This is a genomic window from Conchiformibius kuhniae DSM 17694, from assembly GCF_000428785.1.
Lineage (GTDB): Bacteria > Pseudomonadota > Gammaproteobacteria > Burkholderiales > Neisseriaceae > Conchiformibius > Conchiformibius kuhniae.
This window is the reverse complement of the sequence record NZ_AUAP01000020.1, coordinates 17,035-39,502: the sequence shown is the minus strand read 5'-3', so window position 1 is coordinate 39,502 and position 22,468 is coordinate 17,035. Positions and strand designations below refer to the sequence as shown.

23 protein-coding genes are annotated in these 22,468 nt (G+C 57.9%); 6 read left to right on the top strand and 17 right to left on the bottom strand.

Annotated features, from left to right (window positions below; translation table 11 throughout):
• The coding region (locus G392_RS14065) for a hypothetical protein (RefSeq protein ID WP_211224355.1) at positions 1-200 on the top strand (200 nt) is incomplete at its 5' end.
• Positions 201-279: 79 nt separating this feature from the next.
• On the opposite strand, the gene G392_RS0107105 is transcribed toward G392_RS14065, so the two are convergent.
• Entirely contained in the window at positions 280-1,296 is a 1,017-nt protein-coding gene (locus G392_RS0107105; protein WP_034334684.1) for a YeiH family protein, read from the bottom strand.
• Positions 1,297-1,399: 103 nt separating this feature from the next.
• On the opposite strand from G392_RS0107105, the gene G392_RS12395 reads away from it, so the two are divergent.
• A complete protein-coding gene (locus tag G392_RS12395) occupies positions 1,400-2,341 on the top strand; it encodes a transferrin-binding protein-like solute binding protein (RefSeq protein WP_156900842.1) in 942 nt (313 codons plus the stop codon).
• A 215-nt stretch (positions 2,342-2,556) separates the two neighbouring features.
• On the opposite strand, the gene tatC is transcribed toward G392_RS12395, so the two are convergent.
• From tatC to G392_RS0107055, 7 genes are all read right to left on the bottom strand, one after another.
• Positions 2,557-3,288 carry a twin-arginine translocase subunit TatC gene (tatC, locus tag G392_RS0107090; protein WP_027009692.1) on the bottom strand — a complete coding sequence of 244 codons (732 nt, stop codon included), beginning with the start codon at positions 3,286-3,288 and terminating at the stop codon, positions 2,557-2,559.
• Positions 3,285-3,701, bottom strand: a complete 417-nt coding sequence (gene tatB / locus G392_RS0107085) for a Sec-independent protein translocase protein TatB (protein WP_027009691.1) — start codon at positions 3,699-3,701, stop codon at positions 3,285-3,287. The genes tatC and tatB overlap by 4 nt, the downstream gene beginning before the upstream one ends.
• On the bottom strand, positions 3,701-3,916 hold the full coding sequence (gene tatA, locus G392_RS0107080; protein ID WP_027009690.1) for a Sec-independent protein translocase subunit TatA: 216 nt from the start codon (positions 3,914-3,916) through the stop codon (positions 3,701-3,703). The genes tatB and tatA overlap by 1 nt, the downstream gene beginning before the upstream one ends.
• Before the next feature lie 26 nt (positions 3,917-3,942).
• Positions 3,943-4,281: a histidine triad nucleotide-binding protein gene (locus tag G392_RS0107075; protein ID WP_027009689.1), complete on the bottom strand. Its 339-nt coding sequence runs from the start codon at positions 4,279-4,281 to the stop codon at positions 3,943-3,945.
• A 166-nt stretch (positions 4,282-4,447) separates the two neighbouring features.
• Complete coding sequence (locus G392_RS0107070) at positions 4,448-5,899, bottom strand: OmpP1/FadL family transporter (RefSeq protein WP_027009688.1); 1,452 nt, start codon at positions 5,897-5,899, stop codon at positions 4,448-4,450.
• 257 nt (positions 5,900-6,156) lie between these two features.
• A complete protein-coding gene (gene recJ / locus G392_RS0107060; RefSeq protein ID WP_027009687.1) occupies positions 6,157-7,860 on the bottom strand; it encodes a single-stranded-DNA-specific exonuclease RecJ in 1,704 nt (567 codons plus the stop codon).
• 123 nt (positions 7,861-7,983) lie between these two features.
• Entirely contained in the window at positions 7,984-8,346 is a 363-nt protein-coding gene (locus tag G392_RS0107055; RefSeq protein WP_027009686.1) for a hypothetical protein, read from the bottom strand.
• 104 nt (positions 8,347-8,450) lie between these two features.
• Here G392_RS0107055 and G392_RS0107050 point away from each other — a divergent pair, with 104 nt between their 5' ends.
• Positions 8,451-8,726 (top strand): helix-turn-helix domain-containing protein, encoded by a 276-nt coding sequence (locus G392_RS0107050; protein ID WP_027009685.1) that lies wholly within the window; start codon positions 8,451-8,453, stop codon positions 8,724-8,726.
• On the opposite strand, the gene aroC is transcribed toward G392_RS0107050, so the two are convergent.
• Positions 8,713-9,843 carry a chorismate synthase gene (aroC, locus tag G392_RS0107045; RefSeq protein WP_027009684.1) on the bottom strand — a complete coding sequence of 377 codons (1,131 nt, stop codon included), beginning with the start codon at positions 9,841-9,843 and terminating at the stop codon, positions 8,713-8,715. The genes G392_RS0107050 and aroC overlap by 14 nt on opposite strands.
• 138 nt (positions 9,844-9,981) lie before the next feature.
• Here aroC and G392_RS0107040 point away from each other — a divergent pair, with 138 nt between their 5' ends.
• Positions 9,982-10,749 carry an ADP-ribosylglycohydrolase family protein gene (locus tag G392_RS0107040; RefSeq protein ID WP_027009683.1) on the top strand — a complete coding sequence of 256 codons (768 nt, stop codon included), beginning with the start codon at positions 9,982-9,984 and terminating at the stop codon, positions 10,747-10,749.
• Between the two features lie 45 nt (positions 10,750-10,794).
• On the opposite strand, the gene rpsI is transcribed toward G392_RS0107040, so the two are convergent.
• From rpsI to def, 4 genes are all read right to left on the bottom strand, one after another.
• Positions 10,795-11,187 carry a 30S ribosomal protein S9 gene (rpsI, locus tag G392_RS0107035; RefSeq protein WP_027009682.1) on the bottom strand — a complete coding sequence of 131 codons (393 nt, stop codon included), beginning with the start codon at positions 11,185-11,187 and terminating at the stop codon, positions 10,795-10,797.
• A 9-nt stretch (positions 11,188-11,196) separates the two neighbouring features.
• Positions 11,197-11,625 carry a 50S ribosomal protein L13 gene (gene rplM, locus G392_RS0107030; RefSeq protein ID WP_027009681.1) on the bottom strand — a complete coding sequence of 143 codons (429 nt, stop codon included), beginning with the start codon at positions 11,623-11,625 and terminating at the stop codon, positions 11,197-11,199.
• A gap of 141 nt (positions 11,626-11,766) precedes the next feature.
• Positions 11,767-12,462, bottom strand: coding sequence for a Bax inhibitor-1 family protein (locus tag G392_RS0107025; RefSeq protein WP_027009680.1), 696 nt, complete (start codon positions 12,460-12,462; stop codon positions 11,767-11,769).
• A 60-nt stretch (positions 12,463-12,522) separates the two neighbouring features.
• Positions 12,523-13,023 carry a peptide deformylase gene (gene def / locus G392_RS0107020; RefSeq protein ID WP_027009679.1) on the bottom strand — a complete coding sequence of 167 codons (501 nt, stop codon included), beginning with the start codon at positions 13,021-13,023 and terminating at the stop codon, positions 12,523-12,525.
• 149 nt (positions 13,024-13,172) lie between these two features.
• On the opposite strand from def, the gene G392_RS12390 reads away from it, so the two are divergent.
• Together G392_RS12390 and secB are read left to right on the top strand one after the other, a co-directional pair.
• A complete protein-coding gene (locus tag G392_RS12390) occupies positions 13,173-14,495 on the top strand; it encodes a LysM peptidoglycan-binding domain-containing protein (RefSeq protein WP_084165945.1) in 1,323 nt (440 codons plus the stop codon).
• A 199-nt stretch (positions 14,496-14,694) separates the two neighbouring features.
• Positions 14,695-15,141, top strand: a complete 447-nt coding sequence (gene secB, locus G392_RS0107010) for a protein-export chaperone SecB (protein WP_027009678.1) — start codon at positions 14,695-14,697, stop codon at positions 15,139-15,141.
• An 80-nt stretch (positions 15,142-15,221) separates the two neighbouring features.
• Here the strand turns inward: secB and G392_RS0107005 are convergent, their stop codons facing one another.
• The 4 genes from G392_RS0107005 to G392_RS13060 form a co-directional block, all read right to left on the bottom strand.
• A complete protein-coding gene (locus G392_RS0107005; RefSeq protein ID WP_027009677.1) occupies positions 15,222-15,446 on the bottom strand; it encodes a SlyX family protein in 225 nt (74 codons plus the stop codon).
• A 9-nt stretch (positions 15,447-15,455) separates the two neighbouring features.
• Positions 15,456-16,796: a Na+/H+ antiporter family protein gene (locus G392_RS0107000; protein WP_027009676.1), complete on the bottom strand. Its 1,341-nt coding sequence runs from the start codon at positions 16,794-16,796 to the stop codon at positions 15,456-15,458.
• Positions 16,797-16,874: 78 nt separating this feature from the next.
• A complete protein-coding gene (trxA, locus tag G392_RS0106995; RefSeq protein WP_027009675.1) occupies positions 16,875-17,204 on the bottom strand; it encodes a thioredoxin TrxA in 330 nt (109 codons plus the stop codon).
• A gap of 152 nt (positions 17,205-17,356) precedes the next feature.
• Entirely contained in the window at positions 17,357-22,360 is a 5,004-nt protein-coding gene (locus G392_RS13060) for a M10 family metallopeptidase C-terminal domain-containing protein (protein ID WP_051255627.1), read from the bottom strand.
• Positions 22,361-22,468 lie beyond the last annotated feature (108 nt).

The window sequence follows — 22,468 nt, the reverse complement described above, 5'->3', positions numbered from 1 at the left end:
TCGCTGATTGTCGGAAAACCCGCCCCATCATTAGGGCGTGTCGTCAATTAACCGGAAAGTTACAACGCCGTCATTCCCGCACCGGCGGGAATCAAAGCCGAAGCACGACAAACCTTGATAAAACATCGTTTGCCAGTCTCGCGCAATGGATTCCCGCATTTGCAGGAATAACGGCATTTTTTATTGCACCAAACATTTAAATGGCAACACGCCCTTATCCCCCGCACACGGGAATAAGGGCGTGTTGTTATGCTTGATTTTCTACGGCATTGCTTTGCCTTACGCAAACAGTACCAACACCGCCGTGTTCAGCACATACCCGCCCGCCGCCAAAAACAGTGCCAATACCGCCGCCAACAGCAAAGGTTTCGCTCCCGCCTGCCGCACCGCCGCAGCCTGTGTCCGCAAACCCAGTGCCGACATCGCCATCGCCAGCACAAACAAATCCGCTTCCACCAAATAATCCACCCAAGTTTGCGGCAGCACCCCCAGCGAGTTGATGCCCGCCACCGCCGCAAAACCCAATACAAACCAAGGCAACACCCATTTTTGCCCGCCGCCGTGCGTGTGCGGTCTGCGCCGCGCCAGCCATGCCCCGAGCAGCAACAAAAACGGCGCGAGCAGCAACACCCGCAACATCTTTTCAATCACCGCCACCGCCGCCGCCGTCTCGCCCACCGCCTGCCCCGCCACCACCACTTGCGCCACTTCATGCACCGTTGCGCCGACATACAGCCCGTAGGCATATTCGTCCATGCCCAAAAAAGCATAGGCAAGCGGATAGGCAAACATTGCCACCGTGCCAAACACCACCACCGTTGCCACCGCCACCGCCGTTTTGTGCGCGTCTGCCTTCACCACAGGTTCTGCCCCCATCACCGCCGCCGCACCGCATACCGAAGCCCCCGTGCCGATTAAAATCGTCGTGTCTTCGTCCACCCCCAAACGCCGCCCCATCTGCCATGCCAGCGCAAAAGTTGCCGCCATCATCAGCACATCGAGCAACAGCCCCGCCCAACCCACCTGCACGATTTGGGCAAAGGTAATGCGCCAGCCGTAAAACACCACCCCCAAACGCAATAGGCGCGTCCGCGCAAAATCCACCCCCGCGCCCGTTTGTGCCGCCACCCGCGCAAACACGGTGTTGCCCAACACCATGCCCGCCACCATCGCCACCGTCAGCACCCCGATGCCTGCCTGTTGCAGTGCAGGCAGTCGTGCCAATGCCGTACACGCTGCCGCCAAAGCTGCCGTCAGCAGCAAACCCGCGCCGTGCGTTCGCCAAAAATCGCGCATCAAATCAGCCCTTTTCAAAACCGCGCATGATAGCACCATGCCCACGCGCTTGCATCTTCTTGTTTCATGTAGTAGAATTTTTGCTTGGGCAATGTTTTGATTTTTGTTAATATGGAGAACGTCATGGTACAATCCAATCCAATCCAATCCAATCCAATCCAATCCAATCCAATCCAATCCAATCCAATCCAAATTAAAGCTGCTGGGCATACTGGCGGCAAGCGCATTGCTGGCAGCGTGCAGCAGCAGTAGCGGCGGTTCATCGCCTGCGCCCAAAAAGCCGTCCCACCATTCAAGCAGCGCCAATTCGGGCAGCAATCCTTCTGCCAACACGGGCGGTTCGGGCAATCATTCTTCTGCCAATACGGGCAATTCCGGCAGCTCTGCCAATGCCAACAACACCAATCCTTTGGTGAAAATCGAAGGCAACTTTCTGCGCCTCCCCTACAGAATTATCAATTCCATAACACCGGGCGACATCGCGGTAAACGGCACTTTGGACAGCTTGCGCGTGGACGGTCAAAATATCTCCCTGCAACTGCCCCACCGCCAAGCCGACAAGTTCATCAATATTCAAGATGGCGACCATAAAGTTCTGATTGGCAGACATTTGCAGCACGCCCGCTACGGCTGGATTGCCAAAACGCCCGATTTCAATACAGGTATTCCCGATTCACAAAGAAAGCAATATTTTTTCGCACAAGGCACGCCGAGTGTAACTTTGGATACGGGCAATCAGGGCTATCGCGGTCATGCCGTGTATGCCTCGTATGAAACAGAGGGCCCTATTACCGCCGATTCCAGCTTTACGGTGGATTTTGATGCGAAAAAATTAAGCGGTACGGTTACCGCCGGCAAACACCGTGCGGAGCTTTCCGCCAATATTGAAGCCAACGGGCGTTTTTCCGGCACGGACAACAAGAGTGGCTTCGTTACCAAAGGCGCGTTTTACGGCGATAAAGCCGCAGAAATGGCGGGAACGTTCCACCACCCGACCGATGTGAAAGGCGGCGCGTTCGGCGCAGCCAAGCAGCCCAAGCAGTAAACCCGATGGCGCGTCATCAACCGCCGTCATGCCCGCGCAGGCAGCAATCCGTTTTCACCATTTGAAGACGTTATGTTCAACAGGATTGTTCGGATTCCCCTGCGCGTGAATGGCGGAGATGGTGTTGATTGCCCGTTCGATACGGCTTTATCCGTGCGAATCATTCACGATAAATAACGGCAAACACCCCGAATCCACAGCTTCGGGGTGTTTTTTTAGCTTTCTGAAGGGTCGCGGCGAATGCTGCGGCACACCAGCAGACCGATTTCGTATAACGCCAGCATCGGCACCGCCAACATCACCTGCGAAAGAATGTCGGGCGGGGTAACCACCGCCGCCACCACAAACGCGCCCACCACCACATACGGACGCGCTGCCCGCAACGCCGCCAACGACACCACGCCCGCACCATACAGCAGCACCACCGCCACCGGCACTTCAAACGCCGCTCCAAATGCCAAAAACATGCCCAACACAAACGACAGATAACTGCTGATGTCGGTTGCCATGTTCACCCCGTCGGGCGTCATCGCCGCCAAAAAGCGGAACGCGGCGGGAAACACCAGAAAATAACAAAACGCCATGCCCAAAGCAAACAGCAACACGCTGGACACCAGCAAAGGCACAATCAGGCGTTTTTCCTTGCGGTAGAGCGCGGGCGCGACAAACGCCCACAGATGATAAAGCGTGTGCGGCAGCGACACCAGCACCGCCGCCACCAGCGTTACCTTCAAAGGCACAAACAAGGGCGCGGTAACATCGGTGGCAATCATGCCGCTTTGCGGGGGCAGCGCCGCCAACAAAGGCTTGGCAATCAAAGTATAAATATCCTGCGCCCAAGGCAGCATCGCCAACAGGCACAGCAAAACACCGCCGCCCGCCCACAACAAACGGCGGCGCAACTCCAACAAATGCGCAGACAAAGGCTGTTCGGCGTGGTCGGTCATCGGCGCACCCTCACACGCGGCACGGCACGGCGGCGGGCGCGTTTCTTTTCCAAAGACTGTTTGTACACGGATTTCACCTGCAATCCCCCAACCTTTGCCAAAGGTGCGCCCTCATCGTCCACACCGAAATCGGCGGGCGTGTGCGGCTCGGGCAAACGCTCCCACGCGGGCAAAGCATCGTGCAAACCTTCGCGAATGCCCGATGCCGCACTTTCAAACTCCGACTTGATTTTCGCCAACTGCGCATACTCGTCCTGACGCGCCAACTCGCTTTTCACATTGCCTGCCATACGGCGGATTTTGCCGACCCACTCGCCCGCCGTCCGCGCCGCCTTGGGCAAACGCTCGGGCCCCAACACCACCAACGCCACCGCACCCGCCACCAGCATTTCGCTGAAGCCGAAATCAAACATTATGCGGATTTGTCGGTTTTTTCGGGCGTAGCGGCTTGAGCGGCATCGGGCTTGTCTGCCTTATCGGCATCGGCACTGCCCTTTTCCAAGCCCTCCTTAAAATCGTGTACCGCCCCGCCCAAATCGCGCCCGACATTACGCAGCTTTTTCGTGCCGAACACCGCCAACACCACCACCAACACCACCAGCCAATGCCAAACAGACGTCAATCCCATCATCATTCCTTTCTTTACACTTTACTTCAATCCAACCCGGGCGCAGGCGTACCCAAAACATGCACATGCAAATGAAACACCTCCTGACCGCCGCCCCTGCCCGTATTGATTTGGGTTTTAAAACCCGCGTGCAAACCGTTGTCGCGGGCGATTTGCGGCACGCGCACCATCATCTTGCCCAACAAATCCGCATGCTCCGCCCCCGCATCTGCCAACGATGCCAAATGCACTTTCGGAATCAACAGCAAATGCACGGGTGCGGAAGGATTGATGTCTTTGAAACACAGCAACTCATCATCTTCGTACACCACCGATGCGGGAATCTGCTTATCAACGATTTTGCAGAAAATACAGTTTTCACTCATCACAACGCTCTTTCTTTGGCGCAAAGCCCTATTTTATCAGATTGTGCCGCAAAACTCCGCCGTTCACCGCCCAAATAAACCGACCGCGCCGATGACAACAGCAACGGCGCGGGCATGACCATGCGGGCGTTCCGCCCAACGGACGGCACGCCCCGACACACAGGGCTTAAAAACGGTAGGTGTATTGCGCCCCGAGAATATTGGCATAATTTTTAAACTTCGCCGAAGACGCGCCTTTGCTGTCCACATCGCGCCCCGTTGCCGGTGCGGCACGCATGGACGTGTCGTTGATGTGGATGTGGCTGTAGGCAACATCAAACACATGCTTGTCTTTGAGCGTGTATTTCGCCCCCGCCGACCACCAAATGCGGTTGCCGTCCGGCAGGGTATTCAAGCGTTTGCCCGCATGACGCACGGGGCTTTGGTCGAACGCCACCCCCGCCCGCAACTGCAAAGGCGCACTCACGCGGTACGCCCCGCCCAGCGACACCCGCACCGTGTCGCGCCAATCGGGATTCAAACGGGTTTGGTCGGAACGCCCTGCCGGGCCGATGTTTTTGGCATTTTCAAATTTCAATGTGGCGTTTTTGAAACGGCTGTGGCGCGTCCAAGTAACATCGCCGAACAGGTCGAGCTTGTCGTTGGCTTTGAACATGCCGTGCACCGACAAGGATTCGGGGGTAACGATTTTGACGGAGGCGTTTTCTTCAGGCACATAGCCGTTGGCGGCGACTTGCGCTTTTGCCACGGCGGCGAGGGGCAGATTGCCGGCAGGGGTGGGAACGGGATTGGAGGTGGCAAACACCGAACCGGCGGAGGTGTCGTAATGCCATTTTGCCTTGCCTTTGAGCGTGTGCGATACCTGCGAACGGTAATTCGCGCCGACACGGACGCGTTCGTTGATGTCGAACAGCCAGCCCAAATGGTAGCCGAAGCCCCAGTCTGTGCCTTCCACTTCGGCGTAGCCGTCTGCCTTGCCGTTGGCGGTGGCGGCGGGATTGCGCGTTGCCGCTTTTACGGCAGGGTCGAACGCGCCCGATGCGTTCCAATCGGCAAATTTGCGCAATTGCGCCCGCGAATGCTGGGCAACCACGCCCACGCCGAAGGCATGGCGTTCGCCCGCTTTCACCGCCAGCACGGGTTCAAACGCAATGGTGGCCAGCCCCAGTTTGTTCATATTGTAGCGCAACACCGAATCTTTATCGTATTCCGTGCCGGAAGCAAACGGCGTGTACACGCCCAAGCCCAAGCCGAAACGGTCGTTGATTTTGTATGCGCCGTACAGATGCGGTACCACTGCCGCACCCACCGTGATTTTGCCCGAAGTGCTGCCTTGCACGGGCGTGCCGCCGTTTAAATGTACGGCTTGCGCCTGATGATAATGAATGTGCGGCACCACCACGTTCAGCGCGGCGGAAACCTGATGGTTTTCCAGTGTCGCCACGCCGGCGGGGTTGGCAAACACGGTGGTGGCATCGTCTGCTTCCGCCGCGTTGGCATTGGCACTGCTTTGGGCGCTGACGGATTGTGTGCCGAAATGGTAGCCCGAAGCCGCAGCCTGATGGGCAAACAGCGAACACAGCAACCACGCGAGCGGTTTCACATTTTTGGACAACATAAAATACGGTTCCTTTCGGTTGGCCGGCAGCTTTTCGACCGCACCATCATGTGCAAACGAAAATCAATGAAACACCCGATTGTGGTATTTCATTGATTTTCATAGATGATGAAATGCCCCGACATCTGCCGCGAATCAGGTTTGGGGAAAATCGTGAAGTGTTCCGGCAAGCCGGCAGCTTTGCCGTCTGCTTCGCGCTTGTGAAGCATAGATTTGTCATTCTATTTTAAATTGATGGAAGTTTCAACCCGAATGCCCTACGCCGCCTCCCAATATTCCGCATAAAGCTGCAACTCCTCATTGCCGCGCCACTCGTTCACAGTCGGGCGGTACACCACGCGCACCCGCGCAGGCAAATCCGTTTCGCAACGCCAAAACATCGCCTCGTATTCGCCGCCGTCCTTGTGCAGCCACGCCTTGACGTGTTGCTTGTCGCCGCCCAAACGCTGCTGCCGCGACACGCCGAACTCATCGGCAAAACTCGGCGGCGGAAAGCCCTGCCCCCAAACGGGTTGCGCCAACTCGCGGGCGCAGGGCAAAGTCAAATCGGCAGCGTCCAAACTGCCGTCCGTCAGATAAGTTTGCGCCAACAGGCTTTCGTCCGCCGTTTCGCGCACCACCTGTTCAAAGGCGCGTTCAAATTCCGCCAAACCGTCTTCGCGCATACTCAAACCCGCCGCCATCGCGTGTCCGCCGAAACGCGAAATCAAATCCGGACAACGCTTGGCGATGGTGTCCACCACATCGCGCAAATGCAAGCCCGCCAAAGAACGCCCCGAACCGCGCACTTCGCCGCCGCCCGCCGGTGCAAACACGAAAGTCGGGCGGTAAAAACGCTCTTTCAAACGCCCCGCCACAATGCCGGTTACGCCCTGATGGAAATCGGCGCGGTAGGCGCACAAAGTCATTTGTTCCGCAGGCAGCGCGGCGGGAAAATCCGCCAACACGTCCGCCAACATGCCTTGCTCGATTTCTTGGCGGGCTTGGTTGAGCGAATTGAGTTTGGCGGCAAGTTGTTGTGCGGTTTCGTCATTTTCCGCCAACAGGCAGGCGATGCCCACCGTCATATCGTCCAAACGCCCCGCCGCGTTCAGGCGCGGCCCCAAGCCGAACCCCATGTCAAACGGTTGCGCTTTGCGCGGGTCGCGCCGCGCCGCTTCAAACAATGCTTTGATGCCGCAACACATTTTTCCCGCGCGCATCCGTTTCAAACCTTGCGAAACGAGAATGCGGTTGTTGCGGTCTAGCGGCACCACGTCCGCCACCGTCCCCAATGCCACCAAATCCAGCAGTTCCGCCAAATTCGGTTCGCGCAGGCTGCCTGAAAAATGACCGCGCCCGCGCAGTTCCGCCCGCAACGCGGTCAAAACATAAAAAATCACGCCCACGCCCGCCAAGTTTTTGCTCGGAAACGCGCAGCCCTGCTGGTTGGGATTGACAATAATGCAATCAGGCACATAGCGTCCGGCAACGTGGTGGTCGGTAACCACCACGTCCATGCCCAGCTCCCGCGCCCGCGCCACACCTTCGCGGCTGGAAATGCCGTTGTCCACCGTTAAAATCAGTTGTGCGCCGCGCGTGCGGGCGATGTCGGCAAGTTCGGGGGTCAGCCCGTAGCCGTGTTCAAAACGGTTCGGCACGAAAAAATCCGCCGCCGCGCCCATGCCGCGCAAACCTTTCAGGGCAACGGTGCAGGCGGTTGCGCCGTCCGCATCGTAGTCGGCGATAATCAAAATGTTTTCATGGTTTTGCACCGCGTCCGCCAAACGCTGCGCGGCTTCGGCGCAGCCTTTTAATTGGCCGTGCGGCAGCAACGCGGACAGCGAATCGCCCAATTCGTCTGCGGACAAGACGTTCCGCGCGGCAAACAGGCGTGCCAGCAGGGGCGAAGTGCCGGCCTGTTCCAGCGCGGCGCGGGCTTGCGGATTGACGGGGCGGGTGATGACTTTGGCGTGGGGCATTTCAGACGGTTTGACAATCAAAACGGCGGATTGTACCGTTCACCACCAAGTTTATTCAAGTTGGTCTCAACAAAAAACCGTTTAAAACTTTTATTCAGTTTCAAACGGTTGAAATATGAAAAATCAGTTAAACTTTTGGTCAAGTTCCCTTGCCCATACCCAGCCAGCCGCTTCCAACAATACCACCGACACCGCAGGTGCAACGATTTGCCCCAAACCGGGAATCAGTTTGGATAATTCTTTTGCCATTACTTTAATCGGTTGTTTCAACATTGTATTTTTGATTGCAGCAATTGCCATGGCTTTTGCTGCTTCTTCTGAAATACTGCCACCAAGAACCGCACATAAACTTGTACACATAGTGGTCATGGCTACCAAATCCGTCGCTACGCCCAAGCCTGGTACAGGAACCGCGTTTCCTGCTGCTGCGGCTACTGCATGCGTGTGAATGATTGCATGGCATTTGGTTTCTTGTTCATCTGTCATGTTTCAGTACCTCACTTGGTCTCAAAAAACCAAGTACTACGTTATTCGTAGTAAAAAGGCAGGGAAAATAGACGAGATTGTGGATTTTTCCGTAAACAAAATCCATGAATCTACAGAAAATCTTTACCAAACGTTTTAAAGAAGCACGCCAAGCACAAAAGCTCACTCAAGAAAAATTGGGATTAGCCATTGGCTTGGACGAGTTTGTTGCCAGCACCCGCATCAACCGCTACGAAAAAGGACATCACCAACCAGATTTGCCTACTTTGATGCGGATTGCTGAAGTTTTAAACGTACCACCTGCTTATTTTTTGGCTGACGATGATTTAGCCGTCATCATTTTGACACACACCCAACAACACCACATTAATCAGGATTAGCATTTGATAATGTTGTGTTTTTATTTAGCGAAGCAATATCGGGCGTGTCCACGCGCACACCGGCATTTTGGGCGCGGTGGCGCAGGGCGTGGTCAATCAATACCAATGCCAACATCGCTTCCGCAATCGGCGCGGCTCGCAAGCCCACGCAGGGGTCGTGCCGCCCGTGCGTGGCAAGGGTTACGGGATTGCCCGATACGTCAATGCTTTGGCGCGGCGTGGCGATGGAGCTGGTCGGTTTCACGGCAAAATCGGCAATAATCGTTTGCCCCGTGGAAATCCCGCCGAGAATGCCGCCCGCGTGGTTGGACAAAAAACCTTGCGGCGACAACTCATCGCCGTGTTCGCTGCCGCGTTGCGCCACGCAGTCAAAACCCGCGCCGATGGACACGGCTTTCACGGCGTTGATGCTCATCAGCGCGTGGGCGATGTCCGCGTCCAAACGGTCAAACACCGGCTCGCCCCAGCCAACGGGAACGTTCCGCGCTTCAATATGCAGTTTCGCGCCCACGCTGTCCAAAGATTTGCGCACGCCGTCCATATAGGCTTCCAGTTCGGCGATTTGCGAGCGGTTGGCGGCAAAAAACGGGTTTTCGCCGATAAAATCTTCGTTTTCAAAAACAATTTTTTGCGTGCCGATTTGGGTAACGTGGCAGACGAAGGTCGTGCCGAATTGTTGTTTCAGCCATTTTTTCGCCACCGCGCCCGCCGCCACCCGCGCCGCCGTTTCGCGGGCGGAGCTGCGGCCGCCGCCGCGATAATCGCGGATACCGTATTTGTGCCAATAGGTGTAGTCGGCGTGGCCGGGACGGAATTGTCGGGCGATGTTGCCGTAGTCTTTGCTGCGCTGGTCGGTGTTGCGAATCAGCAGGGCAATCGGCGTGCCGGTGGTTTTGCCTTCAAACACGCCCGACAGGATTTCCACTTGGTCGGCTTCGCGGCGTTGGGTAACGTGGCGGCTGGTGCCGGGTTTGCGGCGGTCGAGGTCGGTTTGAATGTCGGCTTCGCACAGGGGCAGTTGCGGCGGGCAGCCGTCTATAATGCAGCCCAGCGCCGCGCCGTGGCTTTCGCCGAAGGTGGTGATGCGGAACAGTTGTCCGAAAGAATTGCCTGCCATATGGTTTTGTCGCCCGAACGGAAAAGCCGTGAGTGTAGCATAAGGGGCGTATCGCGCAAATGCCCGCACAAGATTTGTCGGCTCGGGCAGCAAATGCTATATAATGCTGTTTAATCGAAAATTTAAGGGATAAGTTGAATGCTTGGCGCAGCCATCGGCAATATTATCGGCTTACGCGGCGCAGACGGGCAAAAAGCCCGCCCTTGCGCTTGGTTCGACCACCACAGCACCTACGGCACGGCAACCATCTGCACGGCGGCGGTGGGCGATTGGATTTTGCACGGTTGCAGCCAAAGTCCTGCCGTGTTTCTGCAAAAATGGTGTCGGCGTTATCCACATCCGCACGACCCGTACAGCCTGCATTTTGGCAGTTGGCTGTGGCAGGGCGACCCCGAGCCTTACGGCAGCTTGGGCGCGGGGGCGGCGATGCGGGTATCGGCGGTGGGTTGGGCGTTCAATTCGCTTTCGGAAACGCTGAATTTCGCGTGCGACAGCGCCGCCGTCACCCACGACCACACCGAAGGCATCAAGGGGGCGCAAGCGGTGGCGGCAGCCATTTTTTGGGCGCGCACGGGCGAGAGCAAGGCGTTTATCCGCGACAACACGGCACGGCTGTTCGGCTATGATGTCGGGCGCAGCATTGCCCGCGTGCGCGAAGGCTACCGCTTCCACCACAACAGCCCCGACATCGTTCCGCCCGCGCTGTGCGCGTTTTTGGACAGCGAAACGTTTGAAGACGCTTTGCGCTTGGCGGTGTCGTTGGGCGGCAATACGGCGGCGGTCGCCACCATTACCGCTTCGGTTGCCGAAGCCTATTATCGCGGCATCGCCCCGCACATCAAGCAGAAAACCCTGCGGATTTTGCCGGACGACATCACCGCCGTTTTGCTCAATCTGCCCACATGAAAATACCCCGAAGCGCGTGGCTGCGGGGTAGGAAAAACAAACGGATTAACGTTTGGAGAACTGCTTGGCGCGGCGTGCTTTGCGCAGACCGAATTTTTTACGTTCCACTTCACGCGCATCGCGGGTAACGAAGCCCGCTTGCGATAATGCCGGTTTCAAAGCGGCATCGTAGTCAATCAGGGCGCGGGTAATGCCGTGGCGGATTGCACCGGATTGACCGGTTTCGCCGCCGCCGCTTACATTGACTTTGATGTCGAAGGCTTCGGCGTTTTCGGTCAGCACCAAAGGCTGGCGCACCACCATGCGGCTGGTTTCGCGGGAGAAAAATTCGTCAACGGGACGGCCGTTTACGATGATTTGACCTGTGCCTTTTTGCAGGAACACGCGGGCGACAGAGCTTTTGCGGCGGCCGGTGCCGTAGTAGTATTTTCCGTTCATGGCGCGTCCTTAAATTTCCAGAGCTTTGGGTTGTTGGGCGGCGTGCTGGTGCTCGGCACCGGCATACACTTTCAGTTTTTTAATCATGGCGTAACCCAAAGGGCCTTTGGGCAGCATGCCTTTAACGGCTTTTTCCAAAGCGCGGCCGGGAAATTTTTCCTGCATTTGGCGGAAAGTGCGCTCGTAGATGCCGCCGGGAAAACCGGAGTGGCGGTAATATTTTTTGCCTTCAAATTTGTTGCCGGTTACGCGCAGTTTGTCGGCGTTGATGACGATAATGTAGTCGCCGGTGTCCACGTGGGGGGTATATTCGGGCTTGTGTTTGCCGCGCAGACGGCGGGCAACTTCGGCTGCCACGCGGCCGAGTACTTTGTCTTCGGCATCGATGACAAACCATTCGCGTTGCACCTCGTGCGGTTTCGCTGAAAAGGTTTTCATAGGGGAAATTCCAATAAATTCGGTAAATATAGAAACCGTCTATTCTAACCTTTTTGCAATAAAGTGTCAATTGGCGGCAGTCGTGAAAAATACGGGCAGACCGGTGCTTTGCCGGTCTGCCCGCAGGGGCAAAAACGCCGTTCAATCGTCGCCGGCAAACGCCAACAGCAGTTGCAGCAGGCTGCTGAACAGGTTGTAAATGGAAATGAAAATGGTAAGCGCGGCGCTGATGTGGCTGTCTTCGCCGCCTTCAATCACGCTGCGGATTTGCCACATAATCATCAGCGAGCTGAAGACGACAAAGCCGCCGGCGATGGTGAGACTCAACACGGGCAGTTGGAAAAACAAGTTCGCCACCACGCCGACCATCAGCACGATGCCGCCGGTCAGCAAAAATTTGCCCAGAGCTTGGGTGTTGATGTTGGCGCGGCGGGCGAGCGCCGCCATCGTGAAAAACACGGCGGCGGTCATCACGGCGGCGGTGGCGATGAGTTCGCCGCCGTTGCGGTACATGCCCGCGCGGGCGAGCAGCCCGCTCAACAGCACGCCCATGCCGAAAGTGAACACCATCAGCAACACCGCGCCGGTGGTGCTGTAGCGGTTTTTCTCGATGGCAAAACACATGCCGTAGAAAAAGGCAAACATCACCCCAATCGCCACCCACATATTGCCGATGGCCGCCAAAGGATTAAACACCATGCCGACAAACGCCCCTGCCGCACAGGGCAGAAAAGACGCCGCCAGCAGAGTATAGGTTTTGTTCAACACCGCCGCCTGCCGCTCGGCAGGGTTGAGGGTGCTGGTGTAATCGGAAACGGACTGTTGCGGTTCGTTCATCATCATCACTCCTGTAAAAACAATCAATCGTGTGTGCAAAGCGCGATTATATCAAACCTGCTAGGCTTCGCGGTTGCGTTTTTTGATTTTCGTACGGATGCGGTTCTGCTTGAGCGGCGACAGGTATTCCACAAACACTTTGCCGTCCAAATGGTCGATTTCGTGCTGAATGCAAATCGCCAGCAAACCGTCCGTATCGATGGTTTGCCGGTTGCCGTCCAAATCCAGATATTCGGCGGTGATGCGCTCGGCACGGGTAACTTTGTCGTAAATACCGGGAACGGACAAACAGCCTTCTTCGTACACGGTTTGCCCTTCTTTGTGCGTAATCACGGGATTGACCAGCACCATCAGGGCATTGCGCTCTTCCGACAGGTCAATCACCACCACCCGTTCGTGTACGTCCACCTGCGTGGCCGCCAAGCCGATGCCCCGCGCTTCGTACATGGTTTCCGCCATGTCTGCCGCCAGCGTGCGGATGCGTTCGTCCACCGTCTGCACGGGACGGGCAACCTTGTGCAGCCGCTCGTCCGGATACTGCAAAATCGCCAATAATGCCATTTTCGGATTTCCTTTCTGAAAAATAATGGCGCCTGTGTGTCGCAAGCGCGTCATGCTCTTTGCGGAAAATATCATAAAAACTGGCACAAATCCATAGAAATGCTCTATTATTGCGGTTATTTGTCAATTGTCAATCTTCAGGGGCCATCATGCACAAGCACCTTACCGTTTTGTTTTGCGCCGTCGGCGTGGCGGTTGCCGCACCCGCGCAGGCCGCGTCCAAGTCCAAGCTCAAGGTCAAACCCAACGCGCCGGCGCGTTATGTGGTGAAACAGGGCGACACGCTGTGGGACATTTCCGGAAAATATCTGTACCGCCCGTGGCAGTGGCCGTCGCTGTGGAACGTAAACCGCAGCAAGGTGCGCAATCCGCACCTGATTTATCCGGGGCAGGAGCTGTATCTCACCTACATCAACGGCCGTCCCGTACTCACCGCCAAAAAACGCGCCAAACGCGGCCGCGCCGGCAGCAGCACCGGCGGCATTCCCACCGTCAAGCTCGGCCCGCGCGTGGTGGATTTAGACGGCGAAACGGGCATTCCCACCATCAATGTCGATTTCTACCGCCTGTTTATGAAGCACCCGCAGTTTGTCAGCGAAGAAGAGCTGGCACACGCGCCGCGCATTGTGGCGGGCGAAGACGGGCGCACGCTCTACACCACCAACGACCGCATTTACGCAGACGGGCCCGTTGATTCCGGCACCTATCTGGTGTACCGCGTCAAAGAAGAACTGAAAGACCCCGTTACCGGCAAATCGCTGGGGCGTTTGGTGGAATTTAGCGGCGAAGCCGCCACCTTGGCAACCAACGACCACGGCATGGCAAACCGCGACAATCAGGAAATGACGCCCAAACAGCGCGAAAAACTGCGCGACAACGAATACTACGTGCGCGAAGGACACAAACGCGTTGCCGTGCGTACCGCCCAACCGATGCGCCTGACCAACGCCGTTTCCGAAATTTTGCGCGGCGACTACCTGCTGAAAAAACCCGCCGTGCTGACCACCGCGTTCAACATGATGCCGCACCCGCCCGCCCGCGAAGTCGATGCCCGCATCGTCTCCATCATGGACGGCATTTCCGAAAGCGCGATGACCCAAACCCTGATTCTCAACAAAGGTGAAGCGGACGGCTTGAATCCGGGTACGGTGTTGGCGGTGTACAAACCCAACCGCATCGTGAAAACCGAGTGGAACAACCCCGACAAAAAAGCCTCGCAATTTGTCAATCTGCCCACCGAAGAAATCGGCTACGCCATGGTGTACCGCACGGGGCGCAACGTTTCCTCCGCCATCATTTTGGAAAGCAGCACCAACATCAGCAAAGGCGACGTATTGCGCGCCCCCGGTGGCGATTTGTCGGTTGATGCAGACGAATCCACCGTATTGCCCGGCGGCATGATTGAAGGCACGCCCGGCTTTTTCGATGATGCCGAACGCACGTGGCAAGACGTACTCGAATACACAAAATAAACGCCGCACGGGGGCTTTTCATCGGAAAGCCCCCTGTTTTTCCCTGCTTGTTTTGTATCGGAAATTTTTCCCGCCACCCGCGTTTTCCGCACTTTGGGCTTGACAAAACGGCAAATTTTGAATAAAAAGCGGGGTTTTGAAAAACACTATCCCCGTCTGCCGCCACACGGGCGGACGTCAAGCCAACAAGGAATCCCCCATGAGTGAAGAACAAGACCAACCCGTTTTCAGCATTGAAAAGCTGTATGTCAAAGACCTGTCGCTGGAAGTGCCGCACGCCCCGCAAATCTTTCTGGAATCGGAAACCCCCGAAGTGGACATGCGCGTTGCCACCCACAGCCAAAAGGTGGAAGAAGGCTTTTACGAGTGCGGCATTACCGTAACCATCACCGCCACGTTGAAAGACGAGCGCGTGGTGTTTTTGAGCGAAGTGAACCAAGCGGGCATTTTCCGTTTGTCCAATATTCCCGAAGAAGACATCAAAATCCTGCTGGGCGTTGCCTGTCCGAATATTTTGTTCCCCTATGCGCGTGAAACGGTGTCGTCCACCGTTACCCGCGCCGGTTTCCCGCCCGTGCTGCTTGCGCCGATTAATTTCGATGCCATGTATCAGCAGTCGCAGGAAGCGGCAGCCGCCGAACAGTAATTTTCCGTTTTGCACGGCACACGCCGCACCCCGGCATGGGGTGCGGCGTTTTATATTATGCTATTTAAATGATGACACGCCTAATAATGCGGCGGAATCTCGGCAACGGCGGCGGGCGCGCCGTTGTCGTTTTGCTGCTCCACACGACGGTAGAGCAAGCGCAATTGCGCCTGTTGCAATTCGAGCGTGTCGCGCATTTGTGCCACTGTGTCGTTGAGGGTGGCGAGCAATTCGTCTTGCAGGGCGGTGCGGATTTCCAGCTCCACCAGCCGCGCTTCCAAAATGGTGGTTTCGTGCAGGGTCATGTTGTTGTCTCACAATATCATGGCCGCCAGCCAGCCGGCGGCAAACAGGGGAATGTTGTAGTGGATAAAGGTGGGAATCACGCTGTCGCGGATGTGGTCGTGGCGGTTGTCGGCGTTCAAGCCGGCGGTCGGGCCCAGTGTGGAGTCGGACGCGGGCGAACCGGCATCGCCCAATGCCCCCGCCGTGCCAATCAGGGCAACGGTTGCCAACGGTGAAAACCCCAAAGCGGCGCACAAAGGCACATACACCGCCGCAATAATCGGCAGGGTGGAAAACGAGCTGCCGATGCCCATCGTTACCAGCAAGCCCACCGCCAACATCGCCGCCGCCGCCAGCGCCTTGCTGCCGCCAAACCATGTCATGCTGTCGCGCACCAGCACATCGATGTGTCCGGTTGCCTTCATCACTTCGGCAAAGCCCTGCGCCGCAATCATGATAAACCCGATGGCCGCCATCATGCGGAATCCTGCGGTGAACACCGCATCGGTTTCGCTGCGGCGCACCACGCCGAACAGCACGAACACGGCAAAACCCAACATCGCCCCCAGCAGCAATGCGCCGTCATACACCAATTGCACGACAAAACACGCCAACACCGCCAACGCCGCCACCATGCTGCGGTAGCGCGTGGGCGCGGGTGCGGACGTTGCCGCTTCGGGTACGGTTGCGGAACCGGCGGGCGCGGCGTAATCACGCGGGGCGCGGTAGTGCCAAAACGCCCACACCAAGCCCAACACCATGCCCGCCGCCGGCAACGCCATCGCCGCCACCACATTCACCTGCTCCGCCCGCATGCCCGCGCTGCGGATGTTTGCCAACAAAATCTCATTCAAAAAAATCTGACCGAAGCCGTAGGGCAAAAACATATAAGTCGTTACCAGCCCGAACGTCATCACACACGCGGGCAAGCGGCGGTCGAGACGCATGCGGTCGAACACGGGCAGCAGGGGCGGAATCAGCAGGGGAATAAACGCAATGTGAATCGGAATCAGATTTTGGCTCATCACCGCCATCAGCAGCAAACCGCCCATCAGCAGCCATTTGGTTTTATCGGCGGCAGACGCGCCCGCACGGCGAACCAGCCCGTTTGCCAACTGCTGCGGCAGCCCCGAATGGCTGATGGCCATCGCAAACGCCCCCAACATCGCATAAGACAGCGCGATTTTCGCCCCGCCCGCCAAGCCGTTTTGAAAATGGGTCAACACCCCCGTTTGCCCGCCCGCATCGGCAACCGGCATGCCCGCCGCCAAACCGCCCGCAAACGCCCCCACCGCCAAGCCGAACACCACATTCACCCGCGCCAGCGACAGTGCCAGCATCACCGACACGCCCACCAAAACCGCATTCATCGTCATTCTCCTTCTCCAAATAAAAACAACCGCTTGTTTCTTTATACAAACGGCTGTGTTCGTCAGCGTGCGGGCGCGTTATGCCACTGCGTCATCAATAAAACTGCCCAATTGCGCTTTGGCAAGCGCACCGACTTTGGTCGCCACGCGTTCGCCGCCTTTAAACACCATCAGCGTGGGAATGCCGCGCACACCGAATTGGGTGGGAACGTTTTGGTTTTCGTCCACATTCATTTTAACGATTTTGACTTTGCCCGCGTATTCTTCGGCGATTTGGTCGAGTACGGGGGCAATGGCGCGGCAAGGCCCGCACCAAGGCGCCCAAAAATCCACCAAAACAGGCACTTCGGATTGCAAAACATCGGCATCGAAAGCGGCATCGGTGGTGTGGAGAACGTGTTGGCTCATGGTGTGAAATCCTTCAATTAATGGGTTGTGTGGGTTGGTTCAAGCAGGCAAAGATAAGGCTTTGGCGGCGGAAATTCAAGCCTTAAATGCCGTGATGCTTGTTCTTTATCGCAAAAATAGCGCCCTTGCCCCGCACGGCGGCGGGGCGAAAATCAGGCAATCAGCACCATGTGTTGATGCACGTCGTCGAGATTGGCGGCGATTTTGGCAAAGGCAACGGGGGCATTGCCTTCCGCGCCGTCCGCATCGTAGGACAATACGCCGCTTTGTTTGTCGTAAACGATGTGGCGGGCAAGCGAGGCTTGGTCGCTCAATGCGGCGAAGGCTTGGCGCGACAGGGCGATGGTGTCTTCGCCGGCGGTGAAGTCGGTGATTTCGTCCACCGTGCCGTCCAGCAGGGCGGTAAAGGCGAAGGTGTCTTTGCCCGCGCCGCCGGTGAGTACGTCCGCGCCCGCGCCGCCGTCCAGAGTGTTGTCGGCGCTGTTGCCGGTCAGGCGGTTTGCCAAGCCGTTGCCGGTGGCGTTCAGGGCATTGCCGAGCAAGGTCAGGTGTTCAAGGTGTGCGCCCAGTGTGTAGTCGATGCTGCTGTACACGTGGTCGGTGCCGTCCGCCGCCGACAGTTCGACCACGCGGTCGCCCGCATCGCCGACAATATAGGTGTCGTTGCCCGAGCCGCCCGCCATCACGTCCGCGCCCGCGCCGCCGTCCAGCCAGTCGTCGCCCGCATCGCCCGAAAGCACGTCCGTACCCGCACCGCCGTAGATGGCGTTGTCGGCACGGTTGCCGTGCAGCACGTCGTTGTGGGCGGAGCCAATCAGGTTTTCGATTTGCGTGCCGTAGCCGATGAATGCCTGACCCGATACGAAGGTGTTGTCGTAAAAATGGTGTCCGATGCCGTTAAACAGGGTTTTGCCGGCTTGTCCGGTCAGTTGGGCATCGCTCAACTGCGTGTGGGCGCTGATGGCGAATTGGTCGGTTTTGCCGCCGGTGTAAATCCACGAGCCGGGCGTGAGATTGACGGTTACGCCCCGTTCCTGATTGGACGCATCGAAGGTGTCGATGCCGCCGCCGTCCCAAATATACACGTCGTTGTCGATGGTGCGGCGGTTGAAGGCTTTGAAGGTGTAAACGTCGTCGCCTTTGCGCTGCTCGGGATTGACGCCGAAACGGTAGTGCAGATACGCCAAATCAAACACGCGCATGCTGTCGGCTTCGGAAAAATCTTCCATATTGTAGGACATCACCGTCAGCCCTTTGTGGTCTTCGTTGGCAGACATCAAGGGCACATCGGGCAGGTCTTCATTGTCGCGGTGGGGGTGTTTCATGCCCAGCGAATGCAAAACTTCGTGCAATGCCGTGTTGAAGTTGAATTTTTCCTTGCCGTCAAAGCCTCTGCCCGAAAACGAGTCTTTGTTCAAAAACACATGGCTGCCGAAAAAGGCGTAGCCGTCCGCATCTTTGGTGTCTTTCATGTGGAAGATGAGGTCGGCTTGTTCGCCCGCATCGGGGGTGTGTTCGAAGGTTACCGCAGCGTGGTCGCTGATGTGTTGGAGCATACTCTGCATTTTCGCCTGTGCGGCGGCGGAAAACGGCGTGGGCGAGCTGTTTTTCAGGGCAGTCAATTCGTCCACACGGTGTTGCAGCAGGAAACGCTCGTGGCTGCCGATGGGTGATTTGAACCATTGGTCGAGCGTGTCGCGGATTTGCTTGTCCAAGTTGGCGATGTCGTCCGCGCCGAAAAAGCGGTAGCGCACCCGAATGGGCGTGCCCGCTTCGTGGTCGTGCAGGTAGCCGACATCGACGGGCGGACGGGTGTGGGTGTGTCCGTGATGGTGGTCGTGTTCCCATTCGGCGCGCAGGTTTTGGATAAAATAGGGCAAGGCATCGGGGTCGGCTTCGTGTGCGGCCGCACGTCCTTGTGCGGCATCGCGGGGCTTGCCCGACACATAGGCGGCTTCGTCTTGCGCGGTCAGGGTTTTGCCGTCCCGTTGCGCGGTCAGGGTGGCGCGGACGCTGTTGTCCGGATTGTCGCGCAGGGCGGCGGCGGGCAGGGTGATGCTGAATGTTTTGTCGTTTTGCACGGTGGTGTGGTGCGTGTTGCCGTTTACGCTGATTGCCACCGCATCGCCCGCTTGTGCTTCGCCGCTTACCGTGCCGCGCACTTGCGCTTGGACGGCGGCGGGCAGACGGTCGGCATCGACACGGTAGCTGCTGCCCAGTGCCGTCAGACCTTCGCCGTCCAAGTTTACCTTGAAGCGGGCAATGTTGGCGGCCTGCACCTTGCCGCGCACGGTAACAAAATCTTCGGTCAGGGGTCTGCCGCCGCCCAGTGTATAGCCCTTGCCCGACACAATATTGTAAATGCCCTTGTCGGCATAATGAAAGGCATAGGCAAACAGCTTGCCGTTGGCGGCGCGCAAATCTTCAACGGGAATGTCGGCGAAAAACGTGTATTCCCTGCTTGCGCCCGCCGGCTTGCTCAAACCCGCTTCATAGCTTTTGCCGTTGATTTTCAGCTCGATGCTTTGCAGCATTTCGCGGTTTTGGATTTTACCGAACATGGGTTCGGATTCGGCGTTTACCCGCCCTTTGATGCGTACCAGCAGGGGATTGCGGTCGCTGCCGACCGCATTGTCGCCGTCAATCGCGGTGATGCGGATGCCGATTTCGGGTTCGGGCGGCGGCGCAAGCGTGTAATCGCGCTGTGCGTTGATGCTGTCGCGGTTGCCCGCATCATCGCGAATGTGGACGGTGGCGCTAAGCTGCGGCGGATTTTGTGCCAGCAAATCGGCATTGGCAAGGTTCGCCGTCCACAATTGGCTTGCCGTGTCGAATGTCGCGGACACGCTTTTGCCGTTTACGTTCAGCAACACCGTTTCCACCTGCGCGTCTGCGTCCAACGCGCCCACCCGCACCGACACGGGCGTGTGCGCCGCTTCATCACGGGAAACTTCGCCGACTGGCTCGATGTTTACTTGCGGCAGATTCAGCACCGTATCAACCTGATAAGTGGTTTGCGACTGTGCGCCGTCTTGCGAGAAAACGGTTTTGCCCTGAGCGTCTTCCACATGGGCGACCACACGGATGTGTCCCGTTTCCCGTCCCGCTTCCTGCACCTGCGCCAACACGCTGTTGGGGACGGACAAAGTCCAAGTGCTTTGGTCGGGAGCGAGGGTGGCGGTTTGGGACGTGCCGTTGATGTACACGGTAACGCCGACCCGCACCGCACCGGCATCAATGTCCGACACCGTACCGCGCAACACGGTTTCCTGCTGCGCATTGGCTTTGTTGATGTCGGCGACGGGCGCAACGGTAACGGCGGGCGGAGTCAATTCGGTGGGTGCGGGCGGAATCGGCGGATTCAAGGGCGCAAGCGTGTAATCGCGCTGTGCGCCGACACTGTCGCGGTTGCCCGCATCATCGCGAATATGGACGGTGGCGCTAAGCTGCGGCGGGTTTTGTGCCAGCAAATCGGCATTGGCAAGGTTCGCCGTCCACAATTGGCTCGCCGTGTCGAATGTCGCAGACACGCTTTTGCCGTTTACGTTCAGCGACACCGTTTCCACCTGCGCGTCCGCATCCAACGCGCCCACCCGCACCGACACGGGCGTGTGCGCCGCTTCATCGCGGGACACTTCGCCGACAGGCTCGATGTTTACCTGCGGCAGGTTCAACACGGTATCGACACGGTAGTGCTGCGGTGCGGAAGCGGCGGCGGCGTTGCCGGACGGGTCGTTGATGTTCAGATGGGCGGAAAGCTCTCGTTCGCCCTGCTCTGCCGCCAAATCGCGGTTGTTCAGATGCACATGCCAGCTTTGGCGGTCGGGGGCAACGGTGGCGGCGTGGCGCGTGCCGTTTACGGTTACGCTTACCGACACATTGCTGATGTCGGTGTCGATGTTGGTGAGTTTGCCGCGCAGGGTAACATTGTCGTTTTGGTTGGCGCGGTTGATGTCGGCAACGGGGTCGAGCGTGATGGTCGGGGGATTGATGTTGTAGTCGTGGTGGACGGTATAGTTTTGCGGCGCGGGGGCGGAAGTGGCGGTGTTGCCCGCACGGTCGCGCACGGTGGCGGTGGCGGTGAGCATGGTGTGTTCCGCCAACACGGCGTTGTCGAGCGTGAGCGTCCAAGCATGACCGCGCACGGTGGCGGAATGGGGCGAGCCGCCCACCATCACGGTAACACTTTGCACGACCGCGTCCGCATCAACCTGCGCCACCGTGCCTTCGATTTGCGTGGTTTTGCCCGGCGTGCGCGACACGGGTTCGAGCGCCGACACGCTGACCACCGGACGGCTCAACACGGTATCCACATGGTAATCAACGGATTTTTTGTCGGAAACGGCAACATTGCCCGCACGGTCGCGCACCTGCACCGACACTTCGATGTGCCGGCTGCCCTGCGCCGTCCATTCGCTGCCGTTCAGGGGCAGCGTCCACGCGGATTGCTGCGGATTGGGCAGGGTGAAGGTTTGGCTGCTTGGTTTGCCGTCCACCGAATGGGTCAAGGTCAGGGTGGCGGCGGCGACGTCGGCATCGATGTTGCCCAAGCTGCCGCGCAGGGTCGGGGTTTGGTGTTGGTTGCTTTGGTTGATGTCGGCAGGCGCTTCAAGCGTCAGCACGGGTTTGGAAACATGGGTGTCGGCAGGCGTGGGCGGCGGGGCGGGCGGGGTGGGCGGCGGCGGATTGGGGTCGGACGCGGCGTCTTTGCCGTCTTTTTTGCCCGACGATGCGGCAGCCGCCAAGCCCGCCAGCCCCAATGCGCCCAACGCGCCGAACAAGCCGAGCGGCACGCCCGCCGGCTTGCCGTGTACCGCACCGACCTGCGAAGCCAAAGCGGCAGCCGAATATTCGGGCGGCGCGGCGGTGGCAAACGTTCCGCCCATCTGCGCCAACTGCTGCATGTCCACCACAGGATAATTGAGCAGATAATTTTGCAAAACCACATCGGGCGCACCTTCGGCGGTGCGCCCCAAATACACCCACAAATCCATGCCCTGTTCGCGGGTTTGCGGCGTGGGGACAAACTCGCCTTTCGGATTGGTGATTTGATACAGCGTTTGATATTCCACCGGCACGGTCAAAGTTTTGCCCGCAGCCGTGTGCAGGACTTTTTCCGTTCCGTTGCGGACGATTTTCAGGGTGTAAGCGGCCATTTTTGCTCCGGTAATAATGTGGTTTTGGCGCGTATTATCGGCAACTTTGCCCGATGCGGCAAGAAATCCCGCCAAAATCCGCGCCCGTTGTAGCAAACGGCAAAACGG

Excerpts from the sequence above, each read along its gene's own strand:
- G392_RS0107105 (WP_034334684.1), bottom strand. The coding sequence starts at position 1,296 with ATGCGCGATTTTTGGCGAACGCACGGCGCGGGTTTGCTGCTGACGGCA.
- tatC (WP_027009692.1), bottom strand. The coding sequence starts at position 3,288 with ATGACCGACCACGCCGAACAGCCTTTGTCTGCGCATTTGTTGGAGTTG.
- tatB (WP_027009691.1), bottom strand. The coding sequence starts at position 3,701 with ATGTTTGATTTCGGCTTCAGCGAAATGCTGGTGGCGGGTGCGGTGGCG.
- tatA (WP_027009690.1), bottom strand. The coding sequence starts at position 3,916 with ATGGGATTGACGTCTGTTTGGCATTGGCTGGTGGTGTTGGTGGTGGTG.
- G392_RS0107075 (WP_027009689.1), bottom strand. The coding sequence starts at position 4,281 with ATGAGTGAAAACTGTATTTTCTGCAAAATCGTTGATAAGCAGATTCCC.
- G392_RS0107070 (WP_027009688.1), bottom strand. The coding sequence starts at position 5,899 with ATGTTGTCCAAAAATGTGAAACCGCTCGCGTGGTTGCTGTGTTCGCTG.
- recJ (WP_027009687.1), bottom strand. The coding sequence starts at position 7,860 with ATGCCCCACGCCAAAGTCATCACCCGCCCCGTCAATCCGCAAGCCCGC.
- G392_RS0107055 (WP_027009686.1), bottom strand. The coding sequence starts at position 8,346 with ATGACAGATGAACAAGAAACCAAATGCCATGCAATCATTCACACGCAT.
- G392_RS0107050 (WP_027009685.1), top strand. The coding sequence starts at position 8,451 with ATGAATCTACAGAAAATCTTTACCAAACGTTTTAAAGAAGCACGCCAA.
- aroC (WP_027009684.1), bottom strand. The coding sequence starts at position 9,843 with ATGGCAGGCAATTCTTTCGGACAACTGTTCCGCATCACCACCTTCGGC.
- G392_RS0107040 (WP_027009683.1), top strand. The coding sequence starts at position 9,982 with ATGCTTGGCGCAGCCATCGGCAATATTATCGGCTTACGCGGCGCAGAC.
- rpsI (WP_027009682.1), bottom strand. The coding sequence starts at position 11,187 with ATGAACGGAAAATACTACTACGGCACCGGCCGCCGCAAAAGCTCTGTC.
- rplM (WP_027009681.1), bottom strand. The coding sequence starts at position 11,625 with ATGAAAACCTTTTCAGCGAAACCGCACGAGGTGCAACGCGAATGGTTT.
- G392_RS0107025 (WP_027009680.1), bottom strand. The coding sequence starts at position 12,462 with ATGAACGAACCGCAACAGTCCGTTTCCGATTACACCAGCACCCTCAAC.
- def (WP_027009679.1), bottom strand. The coding sequence starts at position 13,023 with ATGGCATTATTGGCGATTTTGCAGTATCCGGACGAGCGGCTGCACAAG.
- G392_RS12390 (WP_084165945.1), top strand. The coding sequence starts at position 13,173 with ATGCACAAGCACCTTACCGTTTTGTTTTGCGCCGTCGGCGTGGCGGTT.
- secB (WP_027009678.1), top strand. The coding sequence starts at position 14,695 with ATGAGTGAAGAACAAGACCAACCCGTTTTCAGCATTGAAAAGCTGTAT.
- G392_RS0107005 (WP_027009677.1), bottom strand. The coding sequence starts at position 15,446 with ATGACCCTGCACGAAACCACCATTTTGGAAGCGCGGCTGGTGGAGCTG.
- G392_RS0107000 (WP_027009676.1), bottom strand. The coding sequence starts at position 16,796 with ATGAATGCGGTTTTGGTGGGCGTGTCGGTGATGCTGGCACTGTCGCTG.
- trxA (WP_027009675.1), bottom strand. The coding sequence starts at position 17,204 with ATGAGCCAACACGTTCTCCACACCACCGATGCCGCTTTCGATGCCGAT.
- G392_RS13060 (WP_051255627.1), bottom strand. The coding sequence starts at position 22,360 with ATGGCCGCTTACACCCTGAAAATCGTCCGCAACGGAACGGAAAAAGTC.